This is a genomic window from Intrasporangium sp. (assembly GCF_040414665.1).
Taxonomy (GTDB): domain Bacteria; phylum Actinomycetota; class Actinomycetes; order Actinomycetales; family Dermatophilaceae; genus Intrasporangium.
Map to the genome: position 1 here is coordinate 57428 of NZ_JBEDUL010000134.1, position 14166 is coordinate 71593.

13 protein-coding genes and 1 tRNA gene are annotated in these 14166 nt (G+C 70.5%); 4 read left to right on the forward strand and 10 right to left on the reverse strand.

Annotation, left to right across the window (positions count from 1 at the left end; genetic code table 11):
- Window positions 1-28 precede the first annotated feature (28 nt).
- Window positions 29-1468 carry an RNB domain-containing ribonuclease gene (locus tag ABF401_RS14030; protein ID WP_353510187.1) on the reverse strand — a complete coding sequence of 480 codons (1440 nt, stop codon included), beginning with the start codon at window positions 1466-1468 and terminating at the stop codon, window positions 29-31.
- Between the two features lie 50 nt (window positions 1469-1518).
- Here ABF401_RS14030 and ABF401_RS14035 point away from each other — a divergent pair, with 50 nt between their 5' ends.
- The gene (locus tag ABF401_RS14035; protein WP_353510188.1) at window positions 1519-2280 is read left to right on the forward strand and encodes a YaaA family protein; all 762 of its coding nucleotides are present in this window, start codon (window positions 1519-1521) and stop codon (window positions 2278-2280) included.
- A gap of 48 nt (window positions 2281-2328) precedes the next feature.
- On the opposite strand, the gene ABF401_RS14040 is transcribed toward ABF401_RS14035, so the two are convergent.
- From ABF401_RS14040 to ABF401_RS14060, 5 genes are read right to left on the reverse strand one after another with little or no spacing between them, the layout of a single operon-like run.
- Window positions 2329-3522 carry an O-succinylhomoserine sulfhydrylase gene (locus ABF401_RS14040; protein ID WP_353510189.1) on the reverse strand — a complete coding sequence of 398 codons (1194 nt, stop codon included), beginning with the start codon at window positions 3520-3522 and terminating at the stop codon, window positions 2329-2331.
- On the reverse strand, window positions 3507-3920 hold the full coding sequence (locus ABF401_RS14045; RefSeq protein ID WP_353510190.1) for a rhodanese-like domain-containing protein: 414 nt from the start codon (window positions 3918-3920) through the stop codon (window positions 3507-3509). Before ABF401_RS14045 ends, ABF401_RS14040 begins: the two co-directional genes overlap by 16 nt.
- Window positions 3921-3945: 25 nt before the next feature.
- Window positions 3946-4914 carry a reverse transcriptase-like protein gene (locus tag ABF401_RS14050; protein ID WP_353510191.1) on the reverse strand — a complete coding sequence of 323 codons (969 nt, stop codon included), beginning with the start codon at window positions 4912-4914 and terminating at the stop codon, window positions 3946-3948.
- The gene (locus tag ABF401_RS14055) at window positions 4911-5714 is read right to left on the reverse strand and encodes a zinc ribbon domain-containing protein (protein WP_353510192.1); all 804 of its coding nucleotides are present in this window, start codon (window positions 5712-5714) and stop codon (window positions 4911-4913) included. The genes ABF401_RS14050 and ABF401_RS14055 overlap by 4 nt, the downstream gene beginning before the upstream one ends.
- Window positions 5648-6538 carry a Nif3-like dinuclear metal center hexameric protein gene (locus ABF401_RS14060; RefSeq protein WP_353510193.1) on the reverse strand — a complete coding sequence of 297 codons (891 nt, stop codon included), beginning with the start codon at window positions 6536-6538 and terminating at the stop codon, window positions 5648-5650. The genes ABF401_RS14055 and ABF401_RS14060 overlap by 67 nt, the downstream gene beginning before the upstream one ends.
- A gap of 128 nt (window positions 6539-6666) precedes the next feature.
- On the opposite strand from ABF401_RS14060, the gene ABF401_RS14065 reads away from it, so the two are divergent.
- Entirely contained in the window at window positions 6667-7551 is an 885-nt protein-coding gene (locus tag ABF401_RS14065; RefSeq protein ID WP_353510194.1) for a universal stress protein, read from the forward strand.
- 10 nt (window positions 7552-7561) lie between these two features.
- Here the strand turns inward: ABF401_RS14065 and ABF401_RS14070 are convergent, their stop codons facing one another.
- Both ABF401_RS14070 and ABF401_RS14075 read right to left on the reverse strand, forming a co-directional pair.
- The gene (locus ABF401_RS14070) at window positions 7562-8878 is read right to left on the reverse strand and encodes an acyltransferase family protein (protein WP_353510195.1); all 1317 of its coding nucleotides are present in this window, start codon (window positions 8876-8878) and stop codon (window positions 7562-7564) included.
- An 80-nt stretch (window positions 8879-8958) separates the two neighbouring features.
- A tRNA-Val gene (locus tag ABF401_RS14075) sits at window positions 8959-9031 on the reverse strand.
- Window positions 9032-9170: 139 nt separating this feature from the next.
- Here ABF401_RS14075 and ABF401_RS14080 point away from each other — a divergent pair.
- The gene (locus tag ABF401_RS14080; RefSeq protein ID WP_353510196.1) at window positions 9171-10418 is read left to right on the forward strand and encodes an alpha-hydroxy acid oxidase; all 1248 of its coding nucleotides are present in this window, start codon (window positions 9171-9173) and stop codon (window positions 10416-10418) included.
- Between the two features lie 379 nt (window positions 10419-10797).
- Here the strand turns inward: ABF401_RS14080 and ABF401_RS14085 are convergent, their stop codons facing one another.
- On the reverse strand, window positions 10798-11316 hold the full coding sequence (locus ABF401_RS14085; protein WP_353510197.1) for a peroxiredoxin: 519 nt from the start codon (window positions 11314-11316) through the stop codon (window positions 10798-10800).
- 45 nt (window positions 11317-11361) lie between these two features.
- Window positions 11362-11778, reverse strand: a complete 417-nt coding sequence (locus ABF401_RS14090; RefSeq protein ID WP_353510198.1) for a DUF3052 domain-containing protein — start codon at window positions 11776-11778, stop codon at window positions 11362-11364.
- A gap of 247 nt (window positions 11779-12025) precedes the next feature.
- On the opposite strand from ABF401_RS14090, the gene aceE reads away from it, so the two are divergent.
- Window positions 12026-14166, forward strand: a 2141-nt coding sequence (aceE, locus tag ABF401_RS14095; RefSeq protein ID WP_353510199.1) for a pyruvate dehydrogenase (acetyl-transferring), homodimeric type, incomplete at its 3' end; no start/stop codon positions are given.

The following is a 14166-nucleotide window of genomic DNA, read 5'->3' on the forward strand; positions in this document are numbered from 1 at the left end:
ACGGCATCTCGGTGCCGACTGGGGGCGCTCAGCCGACGACGCTGAGGGCGACCTTTCCAGTCTCGATCTCCGCGGCGTCGATGCGAACCTGCACGGTCGCCCCCTCGGCGGCGTGGCCGGTTGCCTTGGCCACCACGGCGAGGTCGATGAGCTGGACCACCACGCCCTTGTCGCTCTGGTCGACGACCACGCCCTCGACGGTCGAGCCGACGAGCGAGCGCAGCTCGGCCGCTTCCACCGCATCGGTGCAGGCGCGCTCGACTCCCCCGGCCTTGCGGTCCGAGGTCGTCATGATCTCGGGAATCGTCGGGAGCGCCCCGAGTGCCCAGGCCGGGACCTCGGTACCTGCGGAGAGGGCCTCGCACACGACGAGCCCGAACCGGTCGACGAGGCGGCGCAGCGGGGCCGTGACGTGGGCATAGGGGTTGGCGACGGCGGCGTGGTTCGGCTGCTTGGGAACCTCGCCGTTGAAGTACGTGTATCCCGCGCCCCGGAAGAGCGTCGTCGCCTCGTGGATGAGCGCGAGGTGCGTGGGCTTGGTCCGGTCGAGCGTGCGCAGGAACTCGCCATAGGCCAGCTTCTCCGGCCACGGGACCCCGACGGCCGCTGCCTGGCGGCGGAACCGCTTGACGTCTCGCGGGTCCGGGTCGGGCATGGTGCGCAGGATGCCGGCCTTTCCGCGGAGCATGAGGTCGGCGGCACCCATCCCGGTCAGCAGCGAGATCTGGGCGTTCCAGTCCTCGGAGGCCACCAGCGGGCGGAAGCTCACCGTGAAGCCGCCCTTGCCGTCCTCGGCAACCTCCTGCTCCGGCATCGGCAGGGAGGCACCACCACGCTTGGCCTCCAAGGCGATCCGCTTCTGCCCCACCTCCTTGAGGAGCAGCAGGACGTCTTCCGCGGACCCCTCGTCGACCAACCGCTGGACCTCGACATAGTCGTAACGCCGGACGCTCCGGACCATGGCCCGCGCCACGCTGACCTCGACGCCCTCGCCATCGGCTGCCAGCACCAGGTCCCAGACGAAGGCCGGCCGCACCTCGTCCGGCAGCAGGCTCGCCGCACCCTCGCTGAGCTCCGTGGGGTGCAGCTGGACCCGCTGGTCCGGGCAGTAAACCGTCTGACCGCGGCGGCGAGCCTCGGCATCGATCGCCCCGCCGGGCTGCACGAACGCCGGCACGTCGGCGATGGCGTAACGGACCCGGTAGCCGTCGCCCTGTCGCTCGATGTGCATGGCCTGGTCGAGGTCCATCGACGTCGCCGGGTCGATGGTGATGAAGGGGACGTCCGTCGCGTCCGCCGTCGGTAGCTCCGCGCTGGCGGCCGCCCGCGTGGCCTCGGCGACGACGTCCGGAGGGAACTCCGCTGGCACCTCGAACTCCTCGCGGATCGCCTCGAAGCGCTCGACGAGAGAGACTCCGGCGCCGCCCGGCGGCTCTGCTCGGCGATAGACGATGTGTCGCTTGGCCATGGGGGCAACCCTACGCAGAAGGCGTCGCGCAGCGGCCTAGGCTGTGCCGCGTGCTCATCCTCCTGCCGCCGTCAGAGGGCAAGACCCAGCGACGCCGCGGTCGGCCGCTCGACCTCGAGACGCTGTCCTTCCCGGGGCTGACGGGGCTGCGGGCGGCTGTCATCGAACGGGCCATGGAGATCAGCGCACGTCCCGACGCGCACCGGCTGCTCCGGGTCAGCCCGAACCTCGTGGAGGAGGTCGCCCGCAACACCCGACTCCACGTGGCGGCGACGGCGCCGGCCGGTGAGGTCTACAGCGGCGTGCTCTACGACGCGCTCGACCTCCCGTCCCTTGATCCGGCGTCGAAGCGGAGGGCGAGCCGCCGGATCGTCATCCTCTCGGCCCTCTTCGGCGCGGTCCGTCCCACGGACCGCATCCCCGCCTATCGGCTCCACCCCTGTGTGCAGCTGCCGGGGATCGGCGAGCTGACCCAGGCGTGGCGACCCGTGCTGGCGCCCGTCCTCGAGCAGGAGGCGAGGGCCAGGCGCCTCGTGGTCGACTGCCGTTCCAGCACCTACGCCTCGATGTGGAACCCCAGAGGCGAGCTGTCCGAGCGCCGGGTCCAGATCACGGTGCCGGGCGCATCGCACATGGCCAAGCACACCCGCGGCCTCGTCGCTCGGCGCCTGGTCCAATCGGCGGCGAGGCCCCGGCACCCGGAGGACCTCGTCGAGCTGCTCTCCGACGCGTTCGACGTGCGGATCAGCGAGCCGGAGCGCCCGGGCCGCCCGTGGCAGCTCGCAGCGACCCCTCTCCCTGGTTCGAGGTAGAACCTCGCTCCATGGAGCGAACCAAAACCTCGAACCGGAGAGGGCCGGTCAGGCGAGGGCCCGCTTCAGGTCGGCGACGAGGTCGCGGACGTCCTCCAGCCCGACCGAGATGCGGAGCACGCCGTCGGTGATCCCGACCGCAGCGCGCGCCTCCGGGGACAACCTCCGGTGCGTTGTCGTCGCCGGATGCGTGACGAGCGACTTCGCGTCGCCGAGGTTGTTCGAGATGTCGATGATCTCCAAGGCGTTCATCACGGCGAACGCCTCGGGCTTGCCGCCGTCGAGCTCGAACGTCACCACGGTCCCGCCACCCAGCATCTGGCGCCGGGCCAGCTCGTGCTGGGGGTGCGACTCGAGGAACGGGTGCACCACCCGACGCACCCGCGCATGCGCCTCGAGGAACCGGGCCACCTCGAGACAGCTGGCCGCCATGCGCTCGACCCGCAGCGACATCGTCTCGAGACCCTTGACGAGGACCCAGGCGTTGAAGGGAGACATCGCGGGCCCGGTGTGCCGCATGAGGTTCTGCACCGGGCCGTCGATGAACTCGCGCGGCCCGAGCACCGCACCGCCGAGCACGCGTCCCTGCCCGTCGATGTGCTTCGTCGCCGAGTAGACGACGATGTCGGCGCCGTGCTCGAGCGGACGGGAGAACACCGGGGTCCCGAAGACGTTGTCGACGACGACCGTGGCCCCAGCCGCATGGGCGAGCTCGCACACCGCCCGGATGTCGACGAGCTCCTGCATCGGGTTGCTCGGCGTCTCGAAGAACACCGCCGTCGTCGGCTCGGACAGCGCCTCACGCCACTGGTCGAGGTCGGGCCCGTCGACGAAGACCGTCTCGACCCCCCACCGCGGGAGGATCTCGTCGAGGATGACGAAGCACGACCCGAAGAGCGACCGCGACGACACGACCCGGTCCCCGTTGCCGAGCAGCGCCGCCAGGGCCACCCACACGGCCGCCATCCCGGACCCCGTCGCGAAGGCCGCCTCGGCCCCCTCGATCTGCGCGATGCGGTCCTCGAACATCCGGACGGTCGGGTTCCCGTAGCGCGAGTAGACGAACCGGTCCGACTCCCCCTTGAACGCCGCCTCCGCGGCCTCGGCCGTCTCGTAGACGAACCCCGACGTCAGGTAGAGCGCCTCGGACGTCTCCTCAAAACCGCTGCGCGCCAAGCCTCCCCGGACCGCGATCGTGTCCGGATGCCACCGCCCGCCAGCGTCGTTCACCCCTGCACCCATGGCAGTCCGGCGGTCTTCCAGCCGGCCACGGCGCGGTGGTGCTGAGCGTCGTGCGGCCCCTCGAAGCCCTCGCTGACGTTGTGCGACTCCGTCCAGCCGGCCGCGGTCGCCGCTTCTGCCGCAGCGATCGAGCGCACCCCGGACCTGCACAGGAAGTAGAGGGGCTGGTCCCTCTCGACTCCGGCGGCGGCCAGCTCGTCGACGAAGCGGTCGTTGAGGCTGCCGTCCGGGTACCGCTGCCACTCGACGCGCACGACGTCACGGCCCAGCGAGCGCAGGTCGGGCAGCCCGACGTACGACCACTCGGCGTGGGTCCGCACGTCGACGAGCACGGCTCGCGGGTCCTGCTGCAGCGCCGCCCAAGCCTCGGTCGGGGTCACGTCACCGGCGTAGCTCATGACTGCGAATATCGCACAGTGCCCGCTAGGCGAGATGGTCCGTCCGGTTCGTGAAAGCGACCGACGCCGTGCCGTCCGCCCAGACCTCGACTCCGCTCAGGCTGCCGGGTGCCGTCGCGACGCTCCAGAACCGCTCGGGGCCGAGCCCGAGGACCTCCGCCAGGACGGTGACGATGCCGCGTCGCGTGGTCACGATGACCACCGTCCCACCACTCAACCGCAATCTGCCGTATGCCGCTGAGCTCGCCGCGTCCGCGGGCTCCCTCCCAGCCCTCCCGGGGTCGGCCGCCCAGTCCCCGGAGACCTCGACCTCGGCGCCGACGAGGTCCGCAACGGCCCGCCCGGTCTGCTCGGCAAGCGGCTCGGGTGCGCTGATGACCCGGCTGTCCGCGTCGACGAACCGCCGGACGGCCGCCGCGACCCGCTCGACGGCGCGCTCGGAGGACGGCGTCTGGACAAGGAGCAGCCGCAGGTCCCGCTGGTCGGTCAGGTCGTCGGGGGCGTCCGGTGCGTCGGCCGGCTCTGGCGCCCCGCCCTGCTCGCCGTGGACCCGATGGATGGTCTTGCCGTCCATGGCGGCGTTCGAGAGGGCATCGGCGGCCGTGTTCCGCTCGCGCGGCACCCACTCGAACTCGACGTCGCCGCCGTTGTCCCGGATCGCCCTGCACAGGGTTTGGGCCTCGAGGGCGAGCGGGCGCATGTTCGGGTGCTTCACCTTGTTGACACCCGTCATCTGTTTCACGATGAGGTCCGAGTCCATGCGCACGGTAATCTCGGCGCCAGGGTCGATGTCGAACGCCGCCTTCAGGCCAGCCAGCAGGCCGCGATACTCCGCGACGTTGTTGGTCGTGGTGCCGAGTGGTTCTGCGAGCTCGACCAGCACCCTGCCCGACGGCGCATCCCGGACCAGCGCGCCGTATCCGGCCACCCCCGGGTTGCCGCGCGAGCCGCCGTCAGACTCGACGATGAGACGACGCCGAGCGGTTCGACTCACAGCCCCGACTCGGCCGTCCGGATCATGATCCGCCGGCACTCCTCGCACCGGATGACCTCGTCCTCGGCGGCGCGCCTGATCCGGTCGAAGTCGACGTTGTTCAGCTCGAGGCGGCAGCCGCCACACCGGCGTTGGCGCAGCTCCGCCGCTGCGATGCCGCCGCTCTGGACCCGGATCTTCTCGTAGAGCCCGATGAGCTCCTCGCCGACCCCGGCCACGATGTCCGCGCGTCCGGAGCCCACCTTCTCGGCCTCCGCCTCGAGGTCGGCAAGCACCCCGGTGTGCTCCTGCTCGAGAGCGGCGAGCCGGTCGGCGACCTCACCGCGCGTGGTCTCGAGCTCCGCCACCCGCTTCGTCAACGTCTCGGCCCGCTCCATCACCTCGATCTCGATGTCCTCGAGCTCGGACTGGCGTCGGGCGAGGGACACGAGCTCGTGCTGGAGCGCGGAGAGGTCCTTCGCGCTGCCCTGACCGGAGTCGAGCCTGGACTGGTCACGAGCTGCACGGTCCCGGACGAGCTGGACGTCCTGCTCCGACTTGGTCAGCTCGCGCTGGACGTCGCCGACGGCCGTGCGAGCGTTGACGAGCTCGGTGTCGACCGCCGCGAGCTCGCTCCGGGCCGCCGCGATCGCCGCGACCTGGGGCAGGTTGGCTCGCGCATGGGCGATCTGGTCGAGCCGGGTGTCAATGGCCTGCAGGTCGAGCAGACGCCACTGGCGGGACGGATCGGCTTTCAGGACACACCTCCACGGGAGTCCGCATCGTCCCGTGCGGAGTTCGCTGCGACAACGAAGCTCCACGGCTCGGTGCGGATGGACGAGATTCTCGACTCGACCCTAGTCGCTGCGGACCGGTCCTCCCCCAGGGCCGCCAAAAGACGACGCTCGGCGCTCGCCAGCCACAGCGACTCGGTCGCCCAGTGACCCGCGTCGATGAGGTACGGCGGGCCGCCCCGGGCCTCCTCCCGGGCCTCGAGCGCGGGGTGGTGACGCAGGTCCGCCGTGACGTAGACATCGGCGCCGCTGCCGCGCACCGCCTCGAACTGGTCATCACCGGAGCCGCCCATGACCGCGACCGACCGGACCAGGGCCCCCGGGTCGCCGCTCACCCGGATGCCGCCTGCAGTCGGCGGCAGGGCACCGGCGACGGCGTCTGCGAACTCCGCCAGCGACAGCGGTGAGGAGAGCTCGCCGACGCGCCCAGCGGCATACGGCCCGATGGTCGTCAGGGGACGCTGGGAGGCGAGCCCGAGTGCGTCAGCCAGCACCGTCGATACCCCAGGGTCGGCGACGTCGGCGTTGGTGTGGGCGACGTAGAGCGCGATGTCCGAGACGACGAGGTGCGTGACGGAGGCGCCCTTCGCACTCGTCGTCGCGACGGAGTGGACGCCCCGGAGGAGCAGCGGATGGTGCGTGACGAGCAGGTCGGCGTCCCAGTCGCGCGCCTCCTCGATGACGGCGAGCGTCGGGTCCAGCGCGAAGGCGATCCGACGAACCGGCTGGTCGAGGTCGCCGGTGACGAGGCCGACCCGGTCCCAGTCGGCGGCGCTGTCCAGGGGATAGAGGCTCTCCAGGGCCGCGACGACCTCGCGCAGGGTCAGGATGTCCCGGTCGCTGACCTGCACCGATGCCTCCTCCTGCCGTCTGCCCGCCGCAAGGAGACTACTCGGTGATCCGCAGTGGCTTCATGGCAGACCTCGGGCCGGCAGGGCTAGGTTCGTATCCAACGGCTCTCTCACGTGGAGGAAACCTCATGACCGGTCGGATCGTCGTGGGCATCGACGGCTCACCCCAGAGCGGCAACGCGCTCGACTGGGCGGTGGCCCGAGCGCGGCTCGGGGGCGAGGACCTCGAGCTGCTCCATGCCTACACCTTCTCTCCGCCCGTCGACTTCTTCGGCTACCACGGCGCTGCCGCCGGGGAGCAGGTCACGTGGCTCATGGAGTTCTCCGAGGAGGTGCTCGCTGCCGCCGCGGCGCACGTCCGCGAGGTGGCTCCGGAGCTGACCTGCACGTGGACCTCGAAGCTCGGCCCCCCGGCCGCCGTGCTCGCGGAGGCGTCCGAGGGCGCAGAGGCGGTGGTGGTCGGTCGACGCGGCCTGGGCGGCGCTGCGAGCGTCCTCATGGGTTCGGTGAGCAACCGGCTGACGGTCGAGTCGAAGTGCCCCGTGGTCGTCGTCGGAGACGGTGCGCCCCCTACAAGCGGGCCGATCGTCGTGGGCGTTGACGACTCACCGTTCGGCACGAACGCGCTTCGCTACGCCCTGGCCGAGGCGGGCGTGCGCAAGACCCGCGTCAGAGCCGTCGTCGCCTACGACCTCACGAACCGAGCGATGCAGGGAGACCCCGAGCTCGTCGATCGGGCCCGGGCGGGCGTCGAGGCCGAGGCGGAGGGCACGATCACCCGGGCGCTCGCCGAGGTCCAGGGCACGGACCCGGCATCGGTGGACGTGGATGGAGTCGCGGTTGAGGGCACGGCCGCCGAGGCCATCCTGCTCCACGCCGAATATGCGCAGCTCATCGTCGTCGGCACGCACGGCAAGGGCTTCGTCCGTCGGGCCCTGCTCGGGTCCGTGAGCCGGCAGATCCTGGACGCTGCCGACCGTCCGGTGGCCATCGTCGATCTGCCTGACCGCTGACTCCGGGCGATCAACGAGCCCCGGTCGATCGAGCCGGTTGCGTGCGGACCACCCGCAGCACAGCGGCACCGAGCAGGTACAAGACCACTCCACCCCAAGGGAGCCCAGTCGGGCCGTGGTAGTCGGGCCCGGACACCGCGACGACGAACAGCCCGGCCAGGACGGCGGCCATTCCGAGCACCGTCGCGCCGCTGCGCCACGGCCCGGGCGCGACAGGATTCAGCACGGACCGGCGCAGCTCGATCCACGCGAAGAGGGCGACCAGGACCGCAAGGACGACGGCGCAGAACGCGATCCACGGCACTCGCCAGAGGAGCCACGCTCCGGAGTCGATGGAGGGCTGCGCCATGACACCGGTCGGATAGAGCAGGACCGCCGCGATCGCCGCCGCGGTCATGTGCCAGAGGAACACCGTCAGGATCACGGCATTGGCGGCCACGACCGCGGTCCACGGCCCGATCCCGCGCAGCCAGCGGTTGGCGGCGGGCTGAAGCGCCAGGACCACTGCGACCTGGGTGCCGGCAAGCGCCATCAAGGCCAGAGTCGGTGGATTCGTGTTGTAACCGACCATGGCGAGGTCATAGGGCCCCACCACGGTCAGCCCGATCAGGACAACCAGTCCGGCGGCCGCCAGCGCGAGCGCCTGCCTGCGACTCAGCCGCAGGAGCCCGTCACGCCAGCAGAACCCGAGCTGGTAGACGGCCAACCAGGCGAACAAGTAGCTGCTGTCACCGACGAGCTGCAGGTTGAACCCCATCCGCAACAGGTCGGCGAGGGCGACGAGGAGCACCATCACCGCGGGTACGGCCAGCCCTGCCCGGCGATGCAACGCGTGCAGCCACGGCGTGAGCACCACCAGCGCGAGATAGGCCAGCAGGAACCACAGCGGCACGGAGGCAAGCCACGCCGCGGTACCGAGCAGCCTCTGGTCCACCCCGGCCGCCACAGCAACCACAGTCACCGCGGGCAGCACGAGGAACAGCGCCGTTGTCGGCCGAAGCAGTCGGTCGGTGCGCTTCAGCACCCAACCAATGCCGTCGTCACCGGCGGCGCGCTGCGATGCCAGCGAGGCGCCACCGGCGTAGCCCCCGACGAAGAAGAAGATCGGCATGACCTGGAACAGCCAGGTGACCGGGTCGATCCAGGTGAGCACGGCCAGGGCGTTGTAGCCGGACAGCTCACCGTCCCGATAGGCCACCGCGACGACGAACCAGTGCCCGAGCACCACGAGGCAGATGGCCACCGCGCGCCACAGGTCGACGCTGCGTTCGCGCTTGTCCGGCGTACGCACCGCCATGTCGCGCACTGCTGACAGCAACCCGGGCATGACCTCAACGCCTTGCCCACCGTCGCGGGCGGATTTCGCCACGGGTGGGCGGGGCAACCTCGAGTCTATCCCCGGTTGGGTGGGCCCGGCCGGTCTCGAACCGACGACACCCGCGGTGTAAACGCGGTGCTCTACCAACTGAGCTACAGGCCCTCAGGACGCGGTGCGCCAGCGTGGCGGTCCCTCATCCGGCGGCCCATTGTGTCAGGAGTTGGCGACTGCGCCAGTCGACGCCTGTCCGCCACTCCGCCCATCTCCCACGGTGCCCGTCGACGCGGCATGATGAGGCGCCATGAGTACCCGGCGCCGTCGTCCTCGTTGGTCCGAGCTGCGCCCACTCGTTCGGATCGAGCCGCCGCGTCTTGGCTCGACCGAGCGTCGGGTCGCGGCGGCCGCGACGATCGCTGACCTTCGGAAGATCGCCAAGCGCCGCACTCCGCGCTCCGTCTTCGACTACGTCGACGGGGCTGCCGAGCAGGAGATCAGCCTCCGCCGGGCGCGCGAGGCCTTCGCCCGCGTCGAGTTCCGGCCCCGAGTGCTGCGTGACGTGAGCGCGGTGGACGCGACCCGGGTCGTCGTCGGCAGCCAGAGCAGCCTGCCGCTCGTCCTGGCGCCAACGGGCTTCACCCGGATGATGCACCACGAGGGTGAGCGAGCCGTCGCCCGAGCCGCGGCCCGAGCCGGCATCCCCTACTCCCTGTCGACGATGGGGACCGTGTCGGTCGAGGACGTGGCGGCCGTCGCACCGGAGGCGGAGCGCTGGTTCCAGCTCTACCTGTGGCGGGACCGCGAGGCGTCGTTGCAGCTCATCCGGCGTGCGCGGGAGGCCGGTTACTCGACCCTGGTCCTGACTGTCGACACGGCGGTCGCCGGGCGGCGCATCCGGGACGTGCACAACGGCCTCACGGTGCCGCCGTCGCTGACCCTGCGCACCCTGGCGGACATGTCGATCCACCCCTCCTGGTGGTTCAACCTGCTGACGACCGAGCCGCTCGAGTTCGCCTCGCTGACGCATTCCGGCGGCACAGTGGCAGACCTGGTGGACCGAATGTTCGATCCCTCCGCGTCCCGGGCCGAGCTCGCCTGGCTGCGCGAGCAGTGGCCGGGCCGGATTGTCGTCAAGGGCATCCAGGACCCGGAGGACGCGCAGGTGGTGGCGGAGCTCGGTATCGACGGCATCGTCGTGTCCAACCACGGGGGTCGGCAGCTGGACCGGGCTGTCGTCCCGCTCGAGGTGCTGCCGGAGATCGTCGACGCAGTCGCGGGGCGGACCGAGGTCCTCCTCGACACCGGGATCATGGATGGCGCCGACATCGTCGCGGCCGTGGCCAACGGAGCCCGGGGCTGCCTCGTCGGCCGGGCGTACCTCTACGGGCTCATGGCGGGTGGAGAGCCCGGCGTCGACCGGGCCCTGAGCATCCTCCACGACCAGGTCACCCGGACCATGCGGCTGCTCGGCGTGACCTCCCTCGACGAGCTGACTCCAGACCATGCGATCATCCGCCGGCGGGACCCGCAGACCGACGTCGCCACTCCCTGACCTACGCGAACCCCCACCTCCCGCTCGACTGTGCACACCGCGCCGCGGACTGCACACTCGACGAGAAGGGCCACCCGGCGCGGACTGCACCTCGACGAAAAGGGGCGGCGCGGACTGCACAGTCGACGGAGGGCCGCTCGGCTCCTGGCGAGAGCGACGCGGGGGGCCGGCCCAGCGGCATACGACCCCTTTGGTCGAGTGTGCAGCAAACGCCGCGCCGTGCGGGACGAGTGACGGGACCAGGTGGTGCGGTCGTGCGTGCGGAGCTGGCGGGAGCGGGGCCGGTCCCGTCATTGCTCCCATCCCGGGCGGCGCGGACTGCACACTCGACGGGGAGGGCAACCCGGCGCGAAGTGCACACTCGACGGGGAGGAGGGGGTCAGTCGGCCGGGGTGGGGTCTGCCCGGCGCAGCTCGGCGAGGGCTGCGCGGTAGGTCGCGAAGTCGCGGGCCTCACCGGGGCCGTTGATCTCGCGCCAGGCCACGCGGCCGTCCCGGTCGATGAGGAAGGTGGCTCGCAGCGGCGCCCCCTGGTCCTCGTTGAAGGCGCCGTAGCGGCGGGTCACCTCACCATGCGGCCAGTAGTCGCTGAGCAAGGGAAAGAAGTGTCCCTCGAGGTCCGCCCACGCCCGCAGGCTGTAGATCGCGTCGCAGGAGATGGTGAACACCTGGACGTCCCCGTCCTGGAAGTCCTCGAGGTTGTCGCGGATCGCCCTCAGCTCACCGGTGCAGATCCCGGAGAAGGCGAAGGGGTAGAAGACCACAGCCGCGAACTTGGCGCCCCGCACGGAGGACAGGGTGACGTCCGCCCCGTGCTGGTCGGGGAGAGTGAAGTCCGGAGCCAGCTCGCCGACACGCGGGGGGCCGACGTCAGGCTTCGGGCGGGACGACGTGCTCATGCCCGCCAGTGTGCCAGTCGGGCGGGGCCAGGTGTCAGCGGCGGGTCAGCGCCGGGCGCCCTTCGGCGACATGAGCCGGGCACCCGCCCATTCCGTGGCAACGTTGACCTGGCCACCGGTCGTCAGTCCCGCGGTCGAGGCGGCTTCCTCGACGTCGCTCGCCTCGACGTGCCCGGGACGTCCGGCCTTCGGGGTGAACAGCACGATGAAGCCCGCATCGAAGAGCTTCGTCAGTGCATCGACGAGCAGGTCGACGAGGTCGTCATCGCCGTCCCGGTACCAGATCACCACGCCGTCGGCGCCGTCGTTGAACTCCTCGTCCTCGAGGTCGCTGCCGACGACGTCCTCGATCGCGAACCGCAGGTCGTCGTCGACGTCGTCGTCGTATCCGAACTCCTGGATGATCTGTCCGGGTGCGAATCCGAGCTTGGCGAGGGACGCCGCTCCCGCGGTCGTGCTCACAGTCACCGTTCCTTTCGTCAGGGTGCACACCAAGTCCACCGGCTCCGACGCTACCGCGCAACCGGTGTCCAACGCCGCGCTTCCGCTCAGCCGGGCGTGGCCCGGTATGGGCCGGGCGTACCAGCCGACCGGGTGCCCGGGAAGCAGACCCGGGTGTGACGACTACCACGCTTTGGGGGAGGATGGGGGCAGCAGCGCTGCGACCAACCGGTCGTGACCGCGAGGCGACGAGAAAGGATCCACGATCGTGGTAGCCGAGGCCGGCCCCATCCTCAACGGCATTCCCAGTCAGCTCCCGGACATCGACCCGGAGGAGACGGAGGAGTGGCTCGAGTCCCTCGATGCGGTCCTCGACGAGCAGGGTCGGACCCGAGCGCGCTACGTCATGCTCAAGCTCATCGAGCGGGCGCGCGCCAAGCAGGTCGGAGTCCCGTCGCTGACTGCCACCGACTACATCAACACCATTCCGCCGGAGCTGGAGCCATGGTTCCCCGGCGACGAGGAGGTCGAGCGCGAGTTCCGGCGCTACATCCGGTGGAACGCCGCGGTCCTCGTCCACCGGGCACAGCGGCCGGGCATCGGCGTCGGAGGGCACATCTCGACCTACGCATCAGCGGCGACGCTCTACGAGGTGGGCTTCAACCACTTCTTCCGGGCCAAGGACCACCCCGGCGGTGGCGACCAGGTCTTCTTCCAGGGTCACGCCTCCCCCGGTATGTACGCGCGCTCCTTCCTCGAGGGGCAGCTGTCCGAGGCGCAGCTCGACGGGTTCCGCCAGGAGAAGAGCCACATCGTCGACGGCAGGATCGAGGCGCTTCCGTCGTACCCGCACCCTCGGCTGATGCCCAACTACTGGGAGTTCCCCACCGTCTCCATGGGCCTCGGACCGATGAACGCGATCTACCAGGCGCAGTTCAACAAGTACGTGCACAACCGGGGCCTTCGGGACACGAGCCAGCAGCACGTGTGGGCCTTCCTCGGCGATGGAGAGATGGACGAGCCCGAGTCGCGCGGCGTCCTGCAGATCGCGGCGAACGAGGAGCTCGACAACCTCACCTTCGTCATCAACTGCAACCTGCAGCGGCTCGACGGCCCGGTGCGCGGCAACGGCAAGATCATCCAGGAGCTCGAGTCGTTCTTCCGCGGCGCGGGCTGGAACGTGATCAAGGTCATCTGGGGCCGCGACTGGGACCCGATCCTCGCCCAGGACACCGACGGCGTGCTGGTCAACAAGATGAACACCACACCCGACGGGCAGTTCCAGACCTACAGCGTGGAGTCAGGCGCGTACATCCGCGAGCACTTCTTCGGCTCCGACCCGCGGCTGCGCAAGATGGTCGAGCACCTGTCGGACGACGAGCTGCGCAACCTGTCCCGCGGCGGGCACGACTACCGGAAGGTGTACGCGGCGTTCAAGGCGGCCCGCGAGCACGTCGGCCAGCCGACCGTGATCCTCACCCACACCAGCAAGGGCTGGACGCTGGGCAAGGACTTCGAGGCGCGCAACGCCACCCACCAGATGAAGAAGCTCACCGTGGCCGAGCTCAAGGAGTTCCGCGACCGCCTCTACCTGCCCATCCCGGACTCCGCGCTGGAGGCGGAACTGCCGCCGTACTACCACCCGGGACCGGACTCCGACGAGATCCAGTACATGAAGGAGCGGCGGGCGGCCCTGGGCGGCGTGCTGCCGCGCCGGGTGGTGCGTGCCAAGCCGCTGCCGCAGCTGCCGGACTCGGTGTACGACGAGTACCGCAAGGGGTCGGGCAGGCAGTCGGTGGCCACCACGATGGCGTTCGTTCGCATCTTGAAGGACCTCATGAAGGACCCGGTCATCGGCGACCGGTTCGTGCCGATCATCCCGGACGAGGCCCGCACGTTCGGCATGGACTCGCTGTTCCCGACCGCGAAGATCTACTCGCCGCTCGGGCAGACCTACGAGGCAGTGGACCGCAACCTGCTGCTGTCGTACAAGGAATCCGCCCGCGGGCAGATTCTGCACGAGGGGATCAGCGAGGACGGCGCGATGGGCTCGGTGATCGCGGCCGGGAGCTCGTACGCCACGCACGGCACGCACATGATCCCGGTGTACGTGTTCTACTCGATGTTCGGCTGGCAGCGGACGGGCGACTTCATGTGGGCGCTCGGCGACCAGCTCGGCCGCGGGTTCCTGCTTGGCGCGACGGCCGGCCGGACGACGCTGACCGGCGAGGGGCTGCAGCACAACGACGGGCACTCGATGCTGCTGGCCTCGGTGTCGGAGGCGTGCATCTCCTACGACCCGGCGTGGGCGTACGAGATCGCGGTCATCGTGAAGGACGCGCTGCGGCGGATGTACGACTCGTCGCCCGAGCACCCGGACGGCGAGAACATCTTCTACTACCTCACCGT